General features: G+C 65.9%; 18 protein-coding genes and 6 pseudogenes. 11 read left to right on the top strand and 13 right to left on the bottom strand.

What is annotated here, in order from left to right; translation table 11 throughout:
• Positions 1–25: 25 nt before the first annotated feature.
• The 4 genes from G6N41_RS09175 to G6N41_RS09160 all read right to left on the bottom strand — a co-directional run bounded on the left by G6N41_RS09175 (position 26) and on the right by G6N41_RS09160 (position 1,286).
• Positions 26–574: a hypothetical protein gene (locus G6N41_RS09175; RefSeq protein ID WP_231608476.1), complete on the bottom strand. Its 549-nt coding sequence runs from the start codon at positions 572–574 to the stop codon at positions 26–28.
• Between the two features lie 5 nt (positions 575–579).
• A complete protein-coding gene (locus G6N41_RS09170) occupies positions 580–741 on the bottom strand; it encodes a hypothetical protein (protein ID WP_198913342.1) in 162 nt (53 codons plus the stop codon).
• Positions 717–998 (bottom strand): hypothetical protein, encoded by a 282-nt coding sequence (locus tag G6N41_RS09165; RefSeq protein ID WP_198965176.1) that lies wholly within the window; start codon positions 996–998, stop codon positions 717–719. Before G6N41_RS09165 ends, G6N41_RS09170 begins: the two co-directional genes overlap by 25 nt.
• Positions 999–1,070: 72 nt before the next feature.
• The gene (locus G6N41_RS09160; protein WP_198968062.1) at positions 1,071–1,286 is read right to left on the bottom strand and encodes a hypothetical protein; all 216 of its coding nucleotides are present in this window, start codon (positions 1,284–1,286) and stop codon (positions 1,071–1,073) included.
• A gap of 273 nt (positions 1,287–1,559) precedes the next feature.
• Between G6N41_RS09160 and G6N41_RS09155 the strand changes: the two genes are divergently transcribed.
• Positions 1,560–1,874, top strand: a complete 315-nt coding sequence (locus tag G6N41_RS09155) for a chorismate mutase (RefSeq protein WP_198967178.1) — start codon at positions 1,560–1,562, stop codon at positions 1,872–1,874.
• Positions 1,875–2,019: 145 nt separating this feature from the next.
• Here the strand turns inward: G6N41_RS09155 and G6N41_RS09150 are convergent, their stop codons facing one another.
• Positions 2,020–2,889: an IS5 family transposase gene (locus tag G6N41_RS09150; protein ID WP_407663797.1), complete on the bottom strand. Its 870-nt coding sequence runs from the start codon at positions 2,887–2,889 to the stop codon at positions 2,020–2,022.
• Between G6N41_RS09150 and G6N41_RS09145 the strand changes: the two genes are divergently transcribed.
• The 3 genes and pseudogenes from G6N41_RS09145 to G6N41_RS09135 all read left to right on the top strand — a co-directional run bounded on the left by G6N41_RS09145 (position 2,885) and on the right by G6N41_RS09135 (position 6,542).
• Complete coding sequence (locus tag G6N41_RS09145; protein ID WP_198967796.1) at positions 2,885–3,838, top strand: esterase family protein; 954 nt, start codon at positions 2,885–2,887, stop codon at positions 3,836–3,838. The two genes, G6N41_RS09150 and G6N41_RS09145, sit on opposite strands and share 5 nt — an antisense overlap.
• A 42-nt stretch (positions 3,839–3,880) precedes the next feature.
• Entirely contained in the window at positions 3,881–5,545 is a 1,665-nt protein-coding gene (gene pgi / locus G6N41_RS09140; protein ID WP_198967177.1) for a glucose-6-phosphate isomerase, read from the top strand.
• Between the two features lie 123 nt (positions 5,546–5,668).
• Positions 5,669–6,542: pseudogene (locus G6N41_RS09135) on the top strand (IS5 family transposase).
• A gap of 29 nt (positions 6,543–6,571) precedes the next feature.
• Here G6N41_RS09135 and G6N41_RS09130 read toward each other — a convergent pair.
• From G6N41_RS09130 to G6N41_RS09120, 3 genes and pseudogenes are all read right to left on the bottom strand, one after another.
• A complete protein-coding gene (locus G6N41_RS09130; protein WP_198967176.1) occupies positions 6,572–7,321 on the bottom strand; it encodes an SDR family oxidoreductase in 750 nt (249 codons plus the stop codon).
• A gap of 88 nt (positions 7,322–7,409) precedes the next feature.
• Positions 7,410–7,876 (bottom strand): annotated as a pseudogene (locus G6N41_RS09125) (zinc finger domain-containing protein).
• Positions 7,877–8,030: 154 nt separating this feature from the next.
• A pseudogene (locus G6N41_RS09120) lies at positions 8,031–8,324 on the bottom strand (DNA-formamidopyrimidine glycosylase family protein); the annotation flags it as partial.
• A 92-nt stretch (positions 8,325–8,416) separates the two neighbouring features.
• Between G6N41_RS09120 and G6N41_RS09115 the strand changes: the two are divergent.
• From G6N41_RS09115 to G6N41_RS28305, 4 genes are all read left to right on the top strand, one after another.
• Complete coding sequence (locus G6N41_RS09115; protein WP_198968098.1) at positions 8,417–8,632, top strand: hypothetical protein; 216 nt, start codon at positions 8,417–8,419, stop codon at positions 8,630–8,632.
• A 72-nt stretch (positions 8,633–8,704) separates the two neighbouring features.
• Positions 8,705–8,986 carry a hypothetical protein gene (locus tag G6N41_RS09110; protein ID WP_198965176.1) on the top strand — a complete coding sequence of 94 codons (282 nt, stop codon included), beginning with the start codon at positions 8,705–8,707 and terminating at the stop codon, positions 8,984–8,986.
• Positions 8,962–9,117: a hypothetical protein gene (locus G6N41_RS09105; RefSeq protein WP_198965232.1), complete on the top strand. Its 156-nt coding sequence runs from the start codon at positions 8,962–8,964 to the stop codon at positions 9,115–9,117. Before G6N41_RS09110 ends, G6N41_RS09105 begins: the two co-directional genes overlap by 25 nt.
• 10 nt (positions 9,118–9,127) lie before the next feature.
• Positions 9,128–9,703 carry a hypothetical protein gene (locus G6N41_RS28305; protein ID WP_231608534.1) on the top strand — a complete coding sequence of 192 codons (576 nt, stop codon included), beginning with the start codon at positions 9,128–9,130 and terminating at the stop codon, positions 9,701–9,703.
• Positions 9,704–9,770: 67 nt separating this feature from the next.
• Here G6N41_RS28305 and G6N41_RS09095 read toward each other — a convergent pair.
• The 4 genes and pseudogenes from G6N41_RS09095 to cobF all read right to left on the bottom strand — a co-directional run.
• Positions 9,771–10,819 (bottom strand): annotated as a pseudogene (locus tag G6N41_RS09095) (PE family protein); the annotation flags it as partial.
• 118 nt (positions 10,820–10,937) lie between these two features.
• Positions 10,938–12,638: pseudogene (locus G6N41_RS09090) on the bottom strand (PE family protein).
• Positions 12,639–12,713: 75 nt separating this feature from the next.
• Positions 12,714–14,420 carry a PE family protein gene (locus G6N41_RS09085; protein ID WP_198967175.1) on the bottom strand — a complete coding sequence of 569 codons (1,707 nt, stop codon included), beginning with the start codon at positions 14,418–14,420 and terminating at the stop codon, positions 12,714–12,716.
• Positions 14,421–14,590: 170 nt separating this feature from the next.
• The gene (cobF, locus tag G6N41_RS09080; protein ID WP_198967174.1) at positions 14,591–15,334 is read right to left on the bottom strand and encodes a precorrin-6A synthase (deacetylating); all 744 of its coding nucleotides are present in this window, start codon (positions 15,332–15,334) and stop codon (positions 14,591–14,593) included.
• 155 nt (positions 15,335–15,489) lie between these two features.
• Between cobF and G6N41_RS09075 the strand changes: the two genes are divergently transcribed.
• From G6N41_RS09075 to G6N41_RS09065, 3 genes are all read left to right on the top strand, one after another.
• Complete coding sequence (locus tag G6N41_RS09075; protein WP_198967173.1) at positions 15,490–16,395, top strand: AurF N-oxygenase family protein; 906 nt, start codon at positions 15,490–15,492, stop codon at positions 16,393–16,395.
• A gap of 284 nt (positions 16,396–16,679) precedes the next feature.
• A complete protein-coding gene (locus G6N41_RS09070) occupies positions 16,680–17,750 on the top strand; it encodes a DUF4873 domain-containing protein (protein ID WP_407663796.1) in 1,071 nt (356 codons plus the stop codon).
• Positions 17,751–18,245: 495 nt separating this feature from the next.
• A complete protein-coding gene (locus G6N41_RS09065) occupies positions 18,246–19,010 on the top strand; it encodes an STAS domain-containing protein (protein ID WP_198967171.1) in 765 nt (254 codons plus the stop codon).
• A 69-nt stretch (positions 19,011–19,079) separates the two neighbouring features.
• Here G6N41_RS09065 and G6N41_RS09060 read toward each other — a convergent pair.
• Positions 19,080–19,953: pseudogene (locus G6N41_RS09060) on the bottom strand (IS5 family transposase).
• Positions 19,954–20,054 lie beyond the last annotated feature (101 nt).

Below are 20,054 nucleotides of genomic sequence, written 5' to 3'. Positions count from 1 at the left end.
GTAAGGAATGCCCGCGAAATCGGGGTCAGGTGGTGGTCTTGCTTTTGATGCGGATGCCGGCTTTGAGGGCGGGTAGAGCGGCGGGTATGGCGGCGAGGTAGAGCTGTTCGGTCTTGTCTTTGGCGAGTCTGAGCAGGGCGGCTTGCAGGTCGGCGATCTGGTGGGCGATCGCGGCGGGGTTGAGGCTGTTGCGGTAGGTGAGCAGCTCTGTTTGTTGGGCCGCTGAGAGGACTCCGGCGGCCAGCAGCCGGTCCAGGGGGGTCTGGGGCTTGTCGTAGAGCCGGCGGCGGTGACCGTCGCGGCTGCAGCCGTAGCTGATGGGTTTGATGGTGGGGGTCAGGTAGTTGAGCCGGTCGTTGACCAGGTGCCACAGCCGGTTGAGCACGGCGCGTTCTTCGTCGGTGTCGTAGCGGTAGTAGAACCCGTAGCGACGCACGAGGTGGTTGTTTTTGGACTCGATGGTGGCCTGGTCGTTCTTCTTGTAGGGCCGTGAGCGGGTGAAGAAGATCTCCATGTCCGCGGCCCACTTGATGACCGCCTTATTGAGGAATTCGGTGCCGTTGTCGAAGTCCAAACCCGTTACCTTATAGGGATTTTAGTAATTCCGGTTTTGAGGGCGCCCAGGATGTGGGGGTGGGCGTTGTTGCGCACCGTGCGGGTGAACACCCAGCCGATGTGCATGTCGGTGAGGTTGACCGTGCGGGCGAACTCACCTTTCAGTGTCGGGCCGCAGTGCGCCACGGTGTCGCCTTCGAAGAACCCCGGAGATTCTTCGGCCTCATCGCCTGCTTTGCAGATGGTGATCGAGGACCGCAGCAGCGGGAGGGTTTCGTCGTCGACACACCCGAGATCTGGTCGCGGGCCTTGGCGCCGCGCAGGTAGCGGTCGATCGTGGCGCTGCTCATCGCCAACAGCTCGGCACGCACCGCCGGGCCGTAACGGTCACGGCCGTCCACCAGTTCGCCGTGGCGTTCTAGAGCATCCAACTGAAGTGCCATGGAAGCGGCCAGATACCGGCCGCACTGCCCGCCTGAGGCCGCCCACACCTTCTGCAACACCTTGAGCGCATCCTAGGAGTACTTCGGATTGCGTTGCCGGCGAGTCCGTTTGGCGACCTGCCGACCCGCTCCCGGCGGCGCGGCCGCCGCCCTCAACCGCCGCCGGGCGTTGTCACGCGACCAGCCGGTGACCGCCACCACCTGATCCAGAATCTGCCCCTTGTCCGCCTTCGGCGCCCCCACATACGCCCTGGCGAACTTCGCGGTGATCTCGGCCCGAGACGACATCGACAGCCCACTTCCCATGCCTGCTGAGGATCGACCGTTTCGCGGGCATTTTTACGTGATCCACCGAGGACGCTTCACGGGCATTTCTCGTGATGCTTGCCGCCCTTTTGCGCAGGTGCGGCCGTTAATGGCACACTCTTCTGGTGCTCAACACGCAGCGTCGATTTTTCTACGGGTACCCGCCAGCGGTACCCGAGGCGTAGCTGCTTTCGCAGAGCCCCGTGGTCCGCTTCGGCGATCGGGGCTCGTCTCTCGCGTGAGGCCTGATGCCGGATGAGACCAGAACCCCCACCTCACGAGAACGCGGAGTTAGAAATGAACACCGAAACAATCGACACTGAAAATCGCCCCAGCATTGACGAGCTGCGCGAAGAGATCGACCGGTTGGACCGCGAGATCCTGGCCGCGGTCAGGCGGCGCGCCGAGGTGTCTCAGGCGATCGGCAAGGCCCGGATGGCCTCCGGCGGAACCCGACTGGTGCACAACCGCGAGATGAAGGTCATCGAGCGCTACAGCGAGCTGGGACCCGAGGGTAAAGACCTGGCAATTCTGCTTTTGCGGTTGGGTAGAGGTCGACTCGGCCACTAAACGGTCACTAACGCGGCTCATTGCCGCGGATTGCGGCAATGCTGCGGTACATTTCCGCCGAAATGGATGTAGCAAAGCCGGCTGGGATTTCACGGGCGCGCCGTCTGACGTGGATGTCCGCGGCCGCCCTGCTAGGTCCTGTCTGCTAATTGCGGACGCGGTGGTAGGTGATGATGGCGGCCAGGGTGACACCGCCGAGGTAGGTCAGGGCGTATTTGTCGTAGCAGGTGGCGACCGCGCGCCAGTGTTTGAGCCGGTTGAAGCTTCGCTCGACGGTGTTACGGTGCTTGTAAATTCGGCCTGAGAACCCCGGAGGCCGTCCTCTGTTGCGGCCTTTGGCTTTGCGGCGGGTGATCTGGTCGCTGCGCTCGGGGATGGTATGGGCGATCTTGAGCCGGCGCAGCTGTGCCCGCGTCGAGTCATAGGAGTACGCCTTGTCCGCCAGCAGGCGATACGGGGCGTATGAGTTGCTGCACCGGGCGGCCAGCAATGGCCAAAGCATCGGATTATCACCGGCTTGACCGGCCGACAGTGCCAGGGTGACCGGACTGCACAGCTGGTCGGTCAAGGCGTGGATCTTGGTAGTCAGCCCGCCGCGGGAACGCCCAATGGCGTGGTCATCGGGCTCATCGAGATATTTCTTGTAATTCGACAGATCCCCTGTGCGGCGCCCGGAGCGCGCGGCTGCGTGTCGGTGGGCGCGCACACTGGTCGAATCGACCGACAACAGTGCGCCCAGGTCGGCGTCCTCGGCGTCGAGGTCAGAGGCGATCGCCGCGAAGATCCGCGCGTAGATGCCATCGACCGACCAGCGTAGATGCCTCTCGGCCACCGATTGCCAGGGACCGAAGTGCTCGGGCAGGTCACACCACGGAGATCCCGTACGGTAACGCCAGATAATGCCCTCCAGAGTACGTCGATGATCGTTCCACGGCCGGCCACGCCGCCGCCCCGCAGGCAACACCGCCACGATCAGCGACCACAAATCATCAGAAATCGCATGCGTCCGCATCACCCAAACAGCATCAGCCAAAACACCATTCACATTAAGCAGACACGCCCTAGTCCTGCTCGTCGCGCTGTCCTCGACTTCGGCAACCTCTTCCGCGTGGTCGCGTCACGGTCAACCCATCGAGTATCTGACCGTCCCGTCGCCGGCGATGCACCGCCAGGTGAAGGTGGAGTTCCAGCGCGGCGGCCCACACGCGGTGTACTTGCTCGACGGCATGCTCGCCCACGACGACTACAACGGCTGGGACATCAACACCCCGGTGTTCGACTGGTTCGATCAGTCGGGATTGTCCGTCGTGATGCCCACGGGTGGAATGGCCAGCTTCTACTCCAACTGGTACCGGCCTGCGGTCGGCAACGGCGGCACCTGGACCTACAAGTGGGAAACGTTCCTCACCGAGGAACTGCCCGCCTGGCTGGAGAACAACAAAGGCGTCAGCCAGATGGCCAACGCGGTGGTGGGCGCGTCGATGGCCGGATCCGCGTCGCTGATCCTGGCGGCCCGCCACCCCAGCAACTTCGTCTACGCCTCGTCCATGTCGGGCTTTCTGAACTTGTCCGCGGGCAAGTGGCCGTCGCTGGTCAGTGTCGCGCAACTGGGTGCGGGTGGCTTTCACTCCGATGCTAGGTGGGGCCCTGCGGAGGATCCCGCATGGGCGCAAAACGATCCGACGGTCAATGCCGCAAAGCTGGTCGCCAACAACACCCGCATCTGGGTCTATTCCGGCAACGGCACCCCCTCGGCAGAACTGGGCGGGGACAAGCCCGGGGCCAGCCTGCTGGAAAACGCGACCCGAGTGAGCAACAAGGCATTCCAGAGCAAATACAAAGCGGCCGGCGGCTACAACGGCGTATTCAATTTTCCCGACAACGGGCTACACACGTGGCAGTACTGGGGCGCGCAGTTGCAGGCCATGCTGCCGGATCTGCGACGTGTGCTGGGCGCGGGCTAGACGCCCCTACTAGCACGAACCCGACCGCATTAGGGTCGAACCATGACCTCCGAGCAATCAATCCCTGACATCACCGCCACCCCGGCGTGGGAAGCCCTGCGCAAGCATCACGATCAGATCGGAGAAACCCACCTTCGGCAGATCTTCGCCGACGATCCCAATCGCGGCCACGATCTCACGGTCACCGTCGGCGACCTCTACATCGACTACAGCAAGCACCGGATCACTCGCGACACAATAAGTTTGCTGGTCAATCTGGCGCGTACGGCGAATCTGGAAGCACACCGTGACCAGATGTTCGCGGGTTCCCACATCAACACCTCAGAGGACCGGGCGGTTCTGCATACGGCGCTGCGGCTGCCCCGTGACGCCGAGTTGATCGTCGATGGCCGCAACGTGGTCGAGGACGTGCACGCGGTGCTGGACGCGATGGGCGACTTCACCGACCGGTTGCGCAGTGGGGAGTGGACCGGCGCCACCGGGAAGCGGATCAGCACCGTCGTCAACATCGGCATCGGCGGATCAGATCTGGGCCCGGTCATGGTCTACCAAGCGCTGCGCCACTACGCCGACGCCGGGATTTCAGCCCGTTTCGTCTCCAACGTAGACCCGGCCGACCTCATCGCCACGCTGGCCAACTTGGACCCGGCCACAACACTTTTCATTGTCGCGTCGAAGACGTTTTCCACCCTCGAGACGCTGACCAACGCGACCGCCGCACGGCGTTGGCTAACCGACGCACTCGGCGATGCGGCGGTGTCGCAACACTTCGTTGCGGTCTCCACCAACCGGCGTCTGGTCGACGACTTCGGGATCAACACCGACAACATGTTCCGATTCTGGGACTGGGTCGGTGGACGCTATTCGGTCGACTCCGCGATCGGACTCTCGGTGATGGCCGCGATCGGCCGGGAGGCCTTCGCCGACTTCCTATCCGGATTCCACATCGTCGACGAGCATTTCAGGACCGCTCCGCTAGAGTCCAACGCGCCCGCGCTGCTTGGGCTTATCGGGCTTTGGTACTCCAACTTCCTGGGCGCGCAGTCGCGCGCCGTGTTGCCCTACTCCAATGACCTGGCGCGATTCGCCGCCTATCTGCAGCAGTTGACCATGGAGTCCAACGGAAAATCGACCCGCGCCGACGGTACAGCGGTCACCGCCGATACTGGTGAAATCTATTGGGGCGAGCCAGGGACCAACGGTCAACACGCCTTTTACCAGTTGCTGCATCAAGGCACCCGGCTGGTACCGGCTGACTTCATCGGTTTCAGCCAGCCCATCGATGACCTGCCGACCGTCGAGGGCACCGGCAGCATGCACGACCTGTTGATGAGCAACTTCTTCGCCCAGACCCAGGTGCTGGCGTTCGGCAAGACCGCCGAGGAGATCGCCGCCGAGGGCACCCCCGCCGCGGTGGTGCCGCACAAGGTGATGCCCGGCAACCGGCCGTCGACTTCCATTCTGGCCAAACGGCTTACGCCGTCGGTGTTGGGACAGCTGATCGCCCTCTACGAACATCAGGTGTTCATCGAAGGCGTGGTGTGGGGTATCGATTCGTTCGATCAGTGGGGCGTGGAACTGGGCAAGACTCAGGCAAAGGCGTTGCTTCCGGTGATCACCAGCGATGGCTCACCGCAGCGGCAGTCGGACAGCTCCACCGACGCGTTGGTACGTCGATACCGAACCCAACGCGGACGCACCGGCTAGAGCGGTGGCGCGAGCGTGCGCAATTGTGCACAAGCGAACGGCGTGTCGCGCACAGGCACGCACGCTCGCGCACCTAGGGCGTGTCTGCTTAATGTGAATGGTGTTTTGGCTGATGCTGTTTGGGTGATGCGGACGCATGCGATTTCTGATGATTTGTGGTCGCTGATCGTGGCGGTGTTGCCTGCGGGGCGGCGGCGTGGCCGGCCGTGGAACGATCATCGACGTACTCTGGAGGGCATTATCTGGCGTTACCGTGCGGGATCTCCGTGGCGTGACCTGCCCGAGCACTTCGGTCCCTGGCAATCGGTGGCCGAGAGGCATCTACGCTGGTCGGTCGATGGCATCTACGCGCGGATCTTCGCGGCGATCGCCTCTGACCTCGACGCCGAGGACGCCGACCTGGGCGCACTGTTGTCGGTCGATTCGACCAGTGTGCGCGCCCACCAACACGCAGCCGGAGCGCGCTCCGGGCGCCGCACAGGGGGATCTGTCGAATTACAAGAAATATCTCGATGAGCCCGATGACCACGCCATTGGGCGTTCCCGCGGCGGGCTGACTACCAAGATCCACGCCTTGACCGACCAGCTGTGCAGTCCGGTCACCCTGGCACTGTCGGCCGGTCAAGCCGGTGATAATCCGATGCTTTGGCCATTGCTGGCCGCCCGGTGCAGCAACTCATACGCCCCGTATCGCCTGCTGGCGGACAAGGCGTACTCCTATGACTCGACGCGGGCACAGCTGCGCCGGCTCAAGATCGCCCATACCATCCCCGAGCGCAGCGACCAGATCACCCGCCGCAAAGCCAAAGGCCGCAACAGAGGACGGCCTCCGGGGTTCTCAGGCCGAATCTACAAGCACCGCAACACCGTCGAGCGAAGCTTCAACCGGCTCAAACACTGGCGCGCGGTCGCCACCTGCTACGACAAATACGCCCTGACCTACCTCGGCGGTGCCACCCTGGCCGCCATCATCACCTACCACCGCGTCCGCAATTAGCAGACAGGACCTAGGGGCGCGAGCAGGCGCTAGGCGAACTTCTTGGCCAGCGGCGGCGGCAGCACCCGCATCAACTGCACCAGCGGCGCCCACGGCCACCAGGGCACCGCGGCCCGGCCAGGTTCGCGTTCAATGGCGGAGACCAGCGCGTTGACACCGGTTTCGTTGTCCACCATCAACATTGTGCTGCCCGATTTCGCCGTCATCTCGGACTCGATGTAGCCCGGTTCCATCACCGAGACGGTGATCGGGCCCTTGTCGTACTCGGCGCGCAAGGACTCGCCCAACGAGCTCAGGCCGGCTTTGCTCGCTGCGTAGGCGGCTTTCACGCCCGGCACTCCCTTGCTGGCGAGCACCGAGGAGATGAGCACCAGGTGGCCAGAACCGCTCTTGTGAAACATCTCCAGCGCCGTTTCGATCTGCACCAGCGCCGCCACCAGGTTGGTCTCGATCGTCGCCTTGTTCGCCCACAGTTTGCCCGAGCCCAACGGTGCACCCTTGCCGATGCCGGCGTTGACGATGACGCGATCGATGCCGCCCAGTTCATCGCGCAACTCGGCAAATACCTTGGGCACTTGGTCGTGGTCGTTGACGTCCAGCTCGGCTATCGCGATCGTGATTTCTGGATGCTTTTGGGCGAGTCCGCTTTTCAATTCTTCGAGACGATCGGTGCGTCGCGCGCACAACGCTAGGTCGCGGCCTCGGGCAGCGAAAGCGCGGGCCATGCCCGCACCCAGCCCGGAACTGGCGCCGGTGATGAGAATTTTCTGGCGGGTCATTCGCGCAGCATATCGGCTGCCCGCCCAGCGTCGAGTTGTCGGGCCGACGGGCGGTTACCCCGCGCAGCGTCGCGATGCTCGAGCGCCACTACTTGAGCAGCCGCGACATGCGCCGGTCGGCCAGCACTTTGCCGCCGGTCTGGCAGGTCGCGCAATATTGAAATGACTTGTCCGCAAACGAAACCTCTCGCACGGTGTCCCCGCACACCGGGCACGGCAGGCCGGTGCGCGCGTGTACCCGCAGGCCGGAACGCTTCTCCCCTTTGAGCGTGGCGGCGCCCTGGCCGACGGAACGGCTGACCGCGTCGGTGAGAACGGAAACCACCGCGTCGTGCAAGGCGGCAAGTTGTTCTTCGGACAGTTTTGCGGCCGCGGCGAACGGCGAGATCTTCGCGACGTGCAGGATTTCGTCGCTGTAGGCGTTGCCGATGCCCGCGATCACCTTCTGATCGGTGATGACCGTCTTGATCCGGCCGGTGTGGGGCCCAAGACGCCGGCCAGCGCCTCGGGCCCGAGTTCGAGCGCATCCGGTCCGAGCGTGGCGATGCCGGGCACCTGCCGCGGATCCTCGACCAGCCAGACTGCCAGGCGCTTCTGGGTCCCGGCTTCGGTGAGATCGAAGCCGGGTGCCACCCCGGGGGGTGCCGAGATGGACGCGCAACGCGATCGGGCCTTTGCCTGGGCGCAGTGGGGCCGCCACCAGCTTGTCCGACCAGCGCAACCAGCCCGCCCGCGAGAGGTGCGCGATCAACCACAGCGGCCCCGCCTGCACCCCCAGGTATTTTCCCCACCGGCCCGCACCGGTCACGGTCTGGCCGTGCAGGGCATTGATCGGCGGGTCGAAGGTTTTCAGCACCAACAGCGCGGCCACATCGACGCGGCCGATGGTGGTCCCGACGGCGTGCCGGCGCAGGTGGTCGACCAGCGCTTCGATCTCCGGGAGTTCGGGCACCTGTTCAGTGTGCCGATGGTCGCAACGGGGTGTCCATCCGCCGGCAAGCATCACGAGAAATGCCCGTGAAGCGTCCTCGGTGGATCACGTAAAAATGCCCGCGAAACGGTCGATCCTCAGCAGGCATGGGAAGTGGGCTGTCGATGTCGTCTCGGGCCGAGATCACCGCGAAGTTCGACAGGGCGTATGTGGGGGCGCCGAAGGCGGACAAGGGGCAGATTCTGGATCAGGTGGTGGCGGTCACCGGCTGGTCGCGTGACAACGCCCGGCGGCGGTTGAGGGCGGCGGCCGCGCCGCCGGGAGCGGGTCGGCAGGTCGCCAAACGGACTCGCCGGCAACGCAATCCGAAGTACTCCTAGGATGCGCTCAAGGTGTTGCAGAAGGTGTGGGCGGCCTCAGGCGGGCAGTGCGGCCGGTACCTGGCCGCTTCCATGGCACTTCAGTTGGATGCTCTAGAACGCCACGGCGAACTGGTGGACGGCCGTGACCGTTACGGCCCGGCGGTGCGTGCCGAGCTGTTGGCGATGAGCAGCGCCACGATCGACCGCTACCTGCGCGGCGCCAAGGCCCGCGACCAGATCTCGGGTGTGTCGACGACGAAACCCTCCCGCTGCTGCGGTCCTCGATCACCATCTGCAAAGCAGGCGATGAGGCCGAAGAATCTCCGGGGTTCTTCGAAGGCGACACCGTGGCGCACTGCGGCCCGACACTGAAAGGTGAGTTCGCCCGCACGGTCAACCTCACCGACATGCACATCGGCTGGGTGTTCACCCGCACGGTGCGCAACAACGCCCACCCCACATCCTGGGCGCCCTCAAAACCGGAATTACTAAAATCCCTATAAGGTAACGGGTTTGGACTTCGACAACGGCACCGAATTCCTCAATAAGGCGGTCATCAAGTGGGCCGCGGACATGGAGATCTTCTTCACCCGCTCACGACCCTACAAGAAGAACGACCAGGCCACCATCGAGTCCAAAAACAACCACCTCGTGCGTCGCTACGGGTTCTACTACCGCTACGACACCGACGAAGAACGCGCCGTGCTCAACCGGCTGTGGCACCTGGTCAACGACCGGCTCAACTACCTGACCCCCACCATCAAACCCATCAGCTACGGCTGCAGCCGCGACGGTCACCGCCGCCGGCTCTACGACAAGCCCCAGACCCCTGGACCGGCTGCTGGCCGCCGGAGTCCTCTCAGCGGCCCAACAAACAGAGCTGCTCACCTACCGCAACAGCCTCAACCCCGCCGCGATCGCCCACCAGATCGCCGACCTGCAAGCCGCCCTGCTCAGACTCGCCAAAGACAAGACCGAACAGCTCTACCTCGCCGCCATACCCGCCGCTCTACCCGCCCTCAAAGCCGGCATCCGCATCAAAAGCAAGACCACCACCTGACCCCGATTTCGCGGGCATTCCTTACCTGATGCATGAACCAGGTTTCGCAGGCATCTTGACTTGATGCATCACGTCCGCGCCAGGTTACCTACCCGGACCGTCGGCCCCGGCCTTGCCGAACAGCAATCCACCGTTGCCGCCAAAACCAGGGAAGCCGAATGCGGCCGCGGCACCACCGTTGCCCCGTCGCCGATCAGAAACGCATTCCCGCCATCGCCGCCATCACCCTCGCCCGCGATGCCGAGTGAGCCGAATGGCGACTGACCGGCGCCGGGGCTGCCGGCGTCGGCACCGTTGCCACCGTCGCCGTAGAAAAATCCTCCGTTGCCGCCGTCGCCACCGCTACCGGCGCCGCCACCGTGACCGTCGCTACCCACACCATTTCCGCCGTCGCCACCGAGCGCCCCAGCACCGCCGCCGCCGAACAGCCCCGCGGAGCCGCCGGAGCCGCCATCGCCCCCGGCCCCGCCGTTGGTGCTCTGACCCGTACCCACCGTGCCGCCGTTGCCGCCCAAACCTCCAGCCGCGCCGTTTCCGGCAACCCCTTGCAGCAAGCCGGCGTTGCCACCGTTACCGCCGTTACCGCCGGCCTGGCCGGGGTGGCCCGGTCCGCCTTGGACACCTTCACCACCGAGGCCTCCGTTACCGCCGTTGCCCCAGAGGCCGGCGGAGCCGCCATTGCCGCCCTTCTGGCCGACGCCGCCGGAACCGCCCCTGCCGCCGCTGCCGATCAACCAGCCGCCGTCGCCGCCGTTCTGCCCGGTTCCTGCCGCGCCGTCGGCGCCGTTGCCGATCAGCGGACGCCCGGTCAGCGCCTGCGACGGCGCATTCACCGCGTCCAGTACCGGTTGCAGCGGGGAAGCATTTGCCGCCTCGGCGCCGGTGTAGGCGCTAGCGCCGGAGTTCAGCAGCTGCACGAACTGTGCGTGAAACAGTTCCGCCTGGGTGCTCAGCGCCTGATATGCCTGAGCGTGTGCGGCGAACATTCCGGCAATGGCCGTAGACACCTCGTCGCTGCCGGCGGCCATTATCCCGGTCGTCGGCGCGGCGGCGGCAAAGCTGGCCGCATTGATCGACGAACCGATACTGGCCAAATCGGTGGCCGCAGCGGCCACGAAATCGGGTGCGGCGTAGAGAAACGACACTTAACGACCTCCTGTGAGATCCCGACATATCCGCGGGATTTTTCGCATTGCAGCCCGAGTCAGACGCTACGGGCTGGGCCCGACATCGGGCTCGGCAAATACTCGTGTGTGTGGCGGGCTATGCGGGCCCCTCCAACCCGGGCAGGCCCAAGAGCAATCCGCCCGTTCCACCGGTGCCGCCGGTGCCCCCCTGGTCGCTAACGGCACCGGCACCGCCGTTGCCACCGTTGCCGATCAGGAAGGCGTCGCCGCCGTCACCACCGATACCGTTGAGCGAAGGCGCCATGAAGCCGGCGGGCACATTGCCGGCCGCACCACCGTTGGCGCCGTTGCCCAAGAAGATGCCTCCCTGACCGCCGTCGCCGCCATTGCTGGTCAGGTACACGGTCCCGGTGCCGCCGCCGCTGAGCGTCCCGGGGGCACCGGTGTTTCCGCCGTTGGCGCCGTTGCCGCCGTTCCCGAACAGCAGCGCGTCGCCGCCACGGCCGCCGAACCCGCCGGGACCGGCGTCGCCGTTTTCGGTGCCGCCGCTCCCGCCGGCTCCCCCGGTGCCGCCGTTGCCGATCAGACCCGCCTGGCCGCCGGCGCCGCCCCAGCCGCCCATGCCGCCGGCACCGTTGACGGCAGATGACGTGCCGGAGTTGTCTCCGCCATTGGCGCCGTTTCCGCCGAAGCCGCCATTGCCGCCGTTGCCGTAGAAGAAGCCCGCCTTGCCACCGTTGCCGCCCTGCGCGCCATCGCCACCTACGCCGCCCTGGCTATCGTCGCCGCTCGCGGCCTAGCCGAGTCCGCCGTTGCCGCCGTTGCCGCCGTTGCCGCCACTGCCACCGTTACCGAACAGCCCGGAATTGCCGCCGTTACCGGCAGAGGCGGCGAAACCACCGCCTTGCGCGCCGCTGAGGACGGAGCCCCCGGCGGTCTCGAAGGTGCCACCGCTACCGCTGTTTCCGCCGTTGCCACCGTTGCCGTACAGCCACCCGCTCTGACCGCCATTGCCGCCGTTGCCACCCGAGCCCGCGAGGCCGCCACTGAATGTGGCGGTGCCGCCGGTGGCGTCGCCGCCGTCGCCTCCCTGACCACCAACTCCACCGTTGCCGAAGAGCAGTCCGCCCGCGCCGGCCAGGCCGCCGTTACCACCATTGCCGCCGTCGGTGCCGGTTCCGATGGCCGCGCCGCCGTCGCCGCCGTGGCCACCGATCCCGCCATTGCCGCCGAGGCCGTACAGAAATCCTCCCGCGACCCCGATTCCCCCGTTGCCGCCGGTCAGGCCACTGTCGCCGGCGGCCCCGGACGCACCGGCGCCACCGGCACCGCCGGCACCGCCGTTGCCCAACAGCCCGGCCGACCCGCCGTTCCCGCCGGCCTGACCCGCCGCGCCGGACCCGCCGTTACCGCCGTTACCGAGTAGCCAGCCGCCATCACCGCCGCTTTGCCCCGTCCCGTTGATCCCGTCGGCGCCGTTGCCAATCAGGGGCCGGCCGGTCAGCTGTTGTACCGGCGCATTAACGGCTTCAAGGGCTTGTTGCAGCGGCGACACATTAGCCGCCTCGGCGCCGGTGTAGGCGCTAGCACCGGAGTACAGCAGCTGCACGAACTGTGCGTGAAATGTGTCCGCCTGCTGGCTGAGGGCCTGATAGGCCTGCGCGTGTGCGGCGAACATGCCCGCAACGGCTGCAGAAATCTCATCCGCCCCGGCGGCCAGTACCCCCGTCGTCGGTGCCGCCGCGGCAACGCTGGCCGCGTTGATCGACGATCCGATGTCCGCCAAATCCGTTGCTGCAGAAGCAACTAACTCGGGCGCAGCGAAGAGGTAAGACATCGATGGCTCCTCTGACGGCTACCAAGGGTTTCAATCGCGATCCGGATGGGGCGGCACCTGCCTGGCAATCGGCGGCTACGCCGGTCCGGGCGCCCCAGCCGTGCCGAACAGCTTTCCGCCGGAACCGCCCAAGCCACCGATACCGCCCTGGGCGGCGGGGGCACCGGCCCCTCCGTCCCCACCGTTGCCGATCAGCCCGGCGTCACCTCCAGTACCGCCGATTCCGTTCTCGCTGGGAGCCGTGAAGCCCGCCGGGATGCTGCCCGCCGCGCCACCCTTGCCTCCGTTACCGAAGAAGAAGCCGCCGTCGCCGCCACCACCGCCGTCACTGGTCTGGTAGACGCTGCCGGTACCGGTGCCATCGCTGTAGGTGCCGGGCGTCCCGGTAGCACCGCCATCTCCGCCAGCGCCGCCGTTGCCGAACAGCAGCGCGCTGCCACCTTGGCCGCCGAGCGCGCCCGGACCGGCATCTGCACCGTTGCGCGCACCCGCGCCGCCGTCGCCGCCGTTACCGCCGCTGCCACCGTTACCGCCGTTACCGAACAGACCGCCTTGGCCGCCGACACCGCCGAAGCCGCCACCGCCGGCATACGATTGGAAGTTGTTGGTGCCCGCTCCGCCGGCCGCACCGTCCCCGGCGTCGCCGCCGACGCCCCCGTTGCCCCAGATGAACCCGCCGTTGCCGCCGTTACCCCCGAACGCGCCGTCGCCACCAGCACCGGCAAAGGTAAAGTCGCCGGCGGCGGCCTTGCCCGCCCCACCGTTGCCGCCGTTACCACCGGCGCCGCCCATGCCGAACAGCCCGGAGTCGCCGCCATTACCGCCGGTTACCGCAAAGTTTCCACCTCCGGCACCGGACACGATGGTGTCGGCGCTGGCCTGGAATGTCCCCCCGTTGCCGGTATTGCCGCCGTTACCGCCGTTGCCGTACAACCATCCGCTGTGGCCGCCGTCGCCGCCGTTGCCGGCGGAGCCCGCGGTGCCGCCGGTACCTGCTGCGTTGCTGGAACCGGTGGCATCGCCACCGTCGCCGCCCCGACCCCCTACCCCACCATCACCAAATAAGAATCCGCCGCGCCCGCCCAGGCCGCCGTCGCCGCCGGCACCACCATTGGTGCCGGCCGTGGTGGCGGCGCCACCGTTGCCGCCAAGGCCACCCAGACCGCCGGTGCCGCCCAGGCCGTACAGCAACCCACCGCTGCCACCCATACCGCCGCTACCACCGGCCTGGCCGGATACCCCCGAGGCACCGGCGGCGCCCGCTCCGCCGGCGCCGCCGTTTCCGCCATTGCCCAACAGCCCGGCCGACCCACCGTTACCACCGGCCTGGCCCGCCGTACCCGAGCCGCCGTTGCCGCCGTTGCCGTACAGCCAGCCGCCATCACCCCCGGCCGCCCCGGTGCCCGCGGCTCCGTTGGCACCATTGCCGATCAACGGACGCCCGGTCAGACCCAGCACCGGTGCATTTACCAGGTTCTCGACCTGTTGCATCGGCGTCACGTTGGCCGCCTCGGCGGCGGCATACTCCGTGGCACCGCCACTCATCAGCTGGACGAACTGCTGGTGGAACGACGCAGCCTGCGCACTGAGCGCCTGGTACGCCTGGGCGTGCGCACCGAACAAGAACGAAATCGCAGCAGACACCTCGTCGGCGCCCGCGGGCAACACCGTGGTGATCGGTGCCAACGCGGCCGCGTTGGCCTGAGCAAGAGTCGAACCGATACCCCCGAGATCGTTGGCCGCTGCTGCCACATACTCGGGCGCTGCGATCACCCACGACATTGAAAAACCTCCCGACCCCACGACAGCGCAATCGCCAAAACGTGATCTTTGACACAAGTTGAGTAGGACGCCGCTGCTAGCGCGATCCAGCGCCCGATACTGGCGCTTAAACCAAATCCTTAATTCATCATCGAGCCAGTGCAGTTCAGCGCGCTCGCCTACGCAAGCCCTTAATAAGTTCGAATTAGATAGGTATCCATGATCCAGCCGTGCCGCGCTCGAGCCTCGGCACGCAATGCCGCGATGCGCTCGCCAACTTCGCCGACCGTGCCCGCAACGAGCAGTTCGTCTTCGGTGCCCAGATAGGCGCCCCACCAAATGCGAGTCTGCGGCGGGCAGGCCCGAAACGAGCAATCGGCGTCGAGCATGACTACCGCCGTGCCGGCGACTTGGCGGGCGCGCAATTGCCGGCCCGTGGTGATGACGACGGGCGCGCCCACATCGTTGAGGGGAATTCGATGCCGGGCCGTTAACGCCTGAACTGCCGTGATGCCCGGGATGACGTCATAGCTGAAGTCCACCTCGGCGGACACCGCATCCAGGATGCGCAGGGTGCTGTCATAGAGCGAGGGGTCGCCCCAGGCCAGAAAAGCCCCCACCCCACCGGGCCCCAGTTCGGTGCTGATGGCCCTCGCCCAGATCCGTGCCCGCTGCGCGTGCCACTCCGAAACCGCCTCCTCGTAATGGGCATCCACCGCACGCTTGGGGTCGGGCAACTCGACGAAGCGATATCGCGGCTCGCGGATAAATCGTGCGCATATCGCCCGGCGCAACTCCACTAGCTCACTTTTGGCCTCGCCTTTGTCCATCGCGAAAAACACTTGCGTGTCATTGAGCGCGTTGATCGCCTGGACGGTCACATAGTCGGGATCACCGGCGCCGATACCGATGACGTGAATATGCCGACTCACCATGGCGTCCTTCCGGGAGGTCGTCCGGGTCTTGCAACACAACGTAATTGAGATCCCGAAATACCTATCCGTTACCCGCGGTACCCAGTACCATGGGTATTGACTATCGAGTGTGATCTCCCTAACGTCTGAAGCACCTGATGAAGGGACGCCAAGCGATGACCACTGCGGTGAAACCAAGTGGGCCGGGTCGTGAAGAGTTCTCCGAACGCCTACTCAGAGGCTCGGTCAAAAAGTCCTACGAACCCATCGTCGACATCGACTGGGATGCCCTGCTGGACCCGGACAAGTTGTACCTGCCCCCCAGGCTGGTGTCGCTGTACGGCACCGAGATGTGGGACGAAATGACCCGCGAGCAGCAGATCGAGCTGTCCCGCCAAGAGCTGGTCAATACGCTCTCGGCCGGGATCTGGTTCGAGAACATGCTCAACCAGTCGCTGTTGCGCACCATCCTGCACGAGGACCCGACCAGCCGCTCGACGCATTACAAGCTGACCGAGCTGGGCGACGAGACCCGCCACATGGTCATGTTCGGCAAAGCCATCGAGCGCATCGGCGCCAAGCCGGTACGCCCACGGCGATTGCATCGGATGGTCATCAACACCCTTCCGCTGGCCTTTCAGCGGGGTTCGATGCTGTGGGTGGCCGCGCTGATCGACGAGGAGATCTTCGATTCGCTGCAGCGCCAGATGATGGACGATCCGGAACTGCAGCCAATCATCCAGCGGCTCATGCGGATTCACGTGACCGAGGAGGCGCGCCACATCCAGTTCGCGCGGGATGGCGCACGCAAGCGGGTGGGCGAGATGCCTCGGGTCAACCGGTGGTTCATGGCCAACATCAACGGGCCCGGCGGGTACTTCTTCAACTATCTGTTCAGCAATCCGATCCCGTACACACGAGCGGGCCTGGACCCCAAGCGGGCCCGCCGGATCGCGCGCAGCAGCCCACATCGGCGCGAAATACAGATCGCCGGCTTCGCACCGCTGGCCACTTTTCTGACCGAGGTGGGCCTGCTGGGACCGATCGCGCGGCGCGGCTGGAAGCGCAACAGGTTCTTGTGACCCACACCCCCGGTGTCGCGCGGGCCCCCCGCGACTGCCACGACGTCGTCATCATCGGGGCGGGGTCCCGCGGCCGGAGTGTGCATGCGGCACTGCTGGCGGCCGGCGTCTGCGACGTCGTCATCCTCGACCATGCCCCCGGCCTGCCCGCCAACTCGCAGCTGCGGCCTGGCCAGGTCATCGGCGCGGCCTTCGACGACGACACCGACACCTGGGCGGTGCGCACCGCCGATGGCGCCACCGTGTGCGGGCGCGTGATCGTGGCGGCCTGTCGGCCGGTGTACGTGCCCTGGACACCCGACCTTGCCGGGCGTAACGATTTCCGGGGCGAGTCATTTCACGCGGGCGCACCCGACCCGGCTTTCCGTCCGGCGGGCAAGCGCATTGCGGTGGTGGGCACCGACTCCAACGTCGCTCATTGGATCGATGAGTGGGCGGACTCCGCGGCATCGGTCACCGTGTTCGCCCAGGGACCACGGCGCGTGGTCACTGACCTTGCACGCCGCCCAACCCAGGCCAAGCGATGGCTGCTCGGCCGCATCGGCGCCAAGCAACCGCGGCGGGCGCCCACGATCGCAGCATCAGCCATCGAAGCGCTCACCTCGTCGGGCATCCGGACCAACGATGGCATCGAGCACCCCGTCGACGCCGTCATCTACGGCACCGGATTCACCATCCCTGAGCAGACCGTTGAACCGACACTGGTAGGCACGCGCGGACTGACCATCCAACAGGCCTGGTACCCGGGCATGGAGGCCTTCCTGGGTGTTGCCGTGCACGGGTTTCCCAACTATTTCTTCATCTGCGGTCCCGACGTCGCCGCGCGGATCAGCTACGTCGCCGAGTGCGTGGAACTGCTGCAACGCACCGCCAGCACCCGCATCGAGGTGCTGCGCAGCAGCCAGCAAGTGTTCAACGAGCGCGCCCAGCTAAGGCCGGTGCAGCCATACCAGCCGCTTCGGGCGTTCGACCTGTCCGCCGGGGCGCCCGAAGACACTGGCATTCCCAATATCCCCAACATTTATGACGGGGCGGCCACGTTGGAGATTGGCGGCGTCCGCCATGCGGTGCATGTGCGCCTTGCCGGCCACCTTGACCCGATCGACGGCAATTACCACTGGCAGGGAACGGTCCTTGATCCGCTTCCGCAGGACACGCTCAAGCAGGCCAGGGCGGGCACCCTAACCGTAGGTGAACGAAGCGCCGCGGTACGTGTCATCGAGCAAACGCCGTGGGGCACCCATTCGGTCGCGGGACTGGGTGCACCCCCCCCTATGCGGACAGCGGCCGGTAGGCGTCGCTGCGTCGGCCGTTGGGCGCGTAGTCGTCGCGCTTGTCCGATCCAAGCCCGATAGGCTTGACCCATCCCAGACTTGGGTTGGCCGCGCACGTGTGTGGGTAACCATCCTGGGTGGCTCGTGCGGTGGCGGACGACGACACAAGCGAGAACGGCATGGTCTGCGATAGCGGTCGGCAGTTCGGGCGGGCGCGGTGGCAGGATCCGCCCGGCCCGCCCTTGGCATGCTGCACTGATTTGCCGGCCGCGCCGATCTACCCGGTCCGGGTACGAACCATCGATAGCCGACGAAATTTCCCGTCTCTTGGCCATGGGCAGGACAGATGGCACCCGATGTACCCAAAGCGTCCGCATTGGCCGAAAATGGAAGTTTGCGCCACCGATGTAGGCGGTGTCCTCTAACGATTCACGGGCGGGAGTTCGAGGAGCACGACATGGAACCGGAGGACAGGATGCAGCTGGCATACCGGTTCGGGATGTCTGCAGATCGGCTAGCCAGGCACCGGCCGCCGGTCGGGGCGATGATCAGCTCGCGGAAGCGGGAGCGGGTCCAGTGAACGCGACGGCGAAGTCTCCCAACGCCTTGGCCATCGAGACGCGCAGCGAAGACTCGCTGGTGGTCCTTTCGGTCGAGGGCGCCATCGACTCCACCAACTGCGCGGCGCTGCGCGATGCCATCATCAAGGCCACGCTCGACGAGCCGTCCGCCGTCGTCGTCAACGTCAGCGCCCTGCAGGTACCCGACGAAGCGTCCTGGTCCATCTTTGTCAGCGTACGCTGGCAGGTCGATACCCCGCAGCATGTCCCCATCTTGCTGGTGTGCGCGAGTCGCGCCGGCCGGGAACTGATCACCCGAACCGGAGTTACCCGTTTCATGCCGGTGTACCCCACCGAGAAAGGCGCCATCAAGGCCGTCGGCCGGCTCGCGCGACGCAAGGTGCGGTATGCCCAGGTGCAATTGCCCGCCAACCTGGGCAGCCTTCGCGAGTCCCGCAAGCTGGTCCGCGAGTGGCTCACGTCGTGGTCGAAACCCGGACTGATACCGGTCGCCTTGGTGATCGTCAACGTGTTCGTCGAGAACGTGCTGGAGCACACCGGAATCGACCCAGTGATCAAGGTCCAGTGCGACGGCACCGCGGCCACCATCGCCGTCTCCGACGGCAGCAATGCCCCGGCTATCCGGTTGCAGACTCCGCCAAAGGGCATCGACGTGTCCGGCCTGGCCATCGTGGAAGCGCTGTGCCGCGCGTGGGACAGCACTCCCACCGCGACCGGCAAGACGGTGTGGGCGATCATCGGCCCGGAGAACCAGCTCTAGCCGACGACGGTGTGAGCCGGGCCCTCATCCCGCGTGCTTGCTGGGCGCCGGCCGACTAGGTCCTGTCTGCTAATTGCGGACGCGGTGGTAGGTGATGATGGCGGCCAGGGTGGCACCGCCGAGGTAGGTCAGGGCGTATTTGTCGTAGCAGGTGGCGACCGCGCGCCAGTGTTTGAGCCGGTTGAAGCTTCGCTCGACGGTGTTACGGTGCTTGTAAATTCGGCCTGAGAACCCCGGAGGCCGTCCTCTGTTGCGGCCTTTGGCTTTGCGGCGGGTGATCTGGTCGCTGCGCTCGGGGATGGTATGGGCGATCTTGAGCCGGCGCAGCTGTGTCCGCGTCGAGTCATAGGAGTACGCCTTGTCCGCCAGCAGGCGAAACGGGGCGTATGAGTTGCTGCACCGGGCGGCCAGCAATGGCCAAAGCATCGGATTATCACCGGCTTGACCGGCCGACAGTGCCAGGGTGACCGGACTGCACAGCTGGTCGGTCAAGGCGTGGATCTTGGTAGTCAGCCCGCCGCGGGAACGCCCAATGGCGTGGTCATCGGGCTCATCGAGATATTTCTTGTAATTCGACAGATCCCCCTGTGCGGCGCCCGGAGCGCGCTCCGGCTGCGTGTTGGTGGGCGCGCACACTGGTCGAATCGACCGACAACAGTGCGCCCAGGTCGGCGTCCTCGGCGTCGAGGTCAGAGGCGATCGCCGCGAAGATCCGCGCGTAGATGCCATCGACCGACCAGCGTAGATGCCTCTCGGCCACCGATTGCCAGGGACCGAAGTGCTCGGGCAGGTCACGCCACGGAGATCCCGTACGGTAACGCCAGATAATGCCCTCCAGAGTACGTCGATGATCGTTCCACGGCCGGCCACGCCGCCGCCCCGCAGGCAACACCGCCACGATCAGCGACCACAAATCATCAGAAATCGCATGCGTCCGCATCACCCAAACAGCATCAGCCAAAACACCATTCACATTAAGCAGACACACCCTAGCCGCGGTTGTCCAGACTCGCCGCGATTGCACTAGAACACGTTCTAGTATCG

The sequence above is a fragment of the Mycobacterium shottsii genome (genome assembly GCF_010728525.1).
Lineage (GTDB): Bacteria > Actinomycetota > Actinomycetes > Mycobacteriales > Mycobacteriaceae > Mycobacterium > Mycobacterium marinum.
Note: the sequence above shows the minus strand (reverse complement) of the source record. Positions and strands in the feature narration are given on the sequence as shown.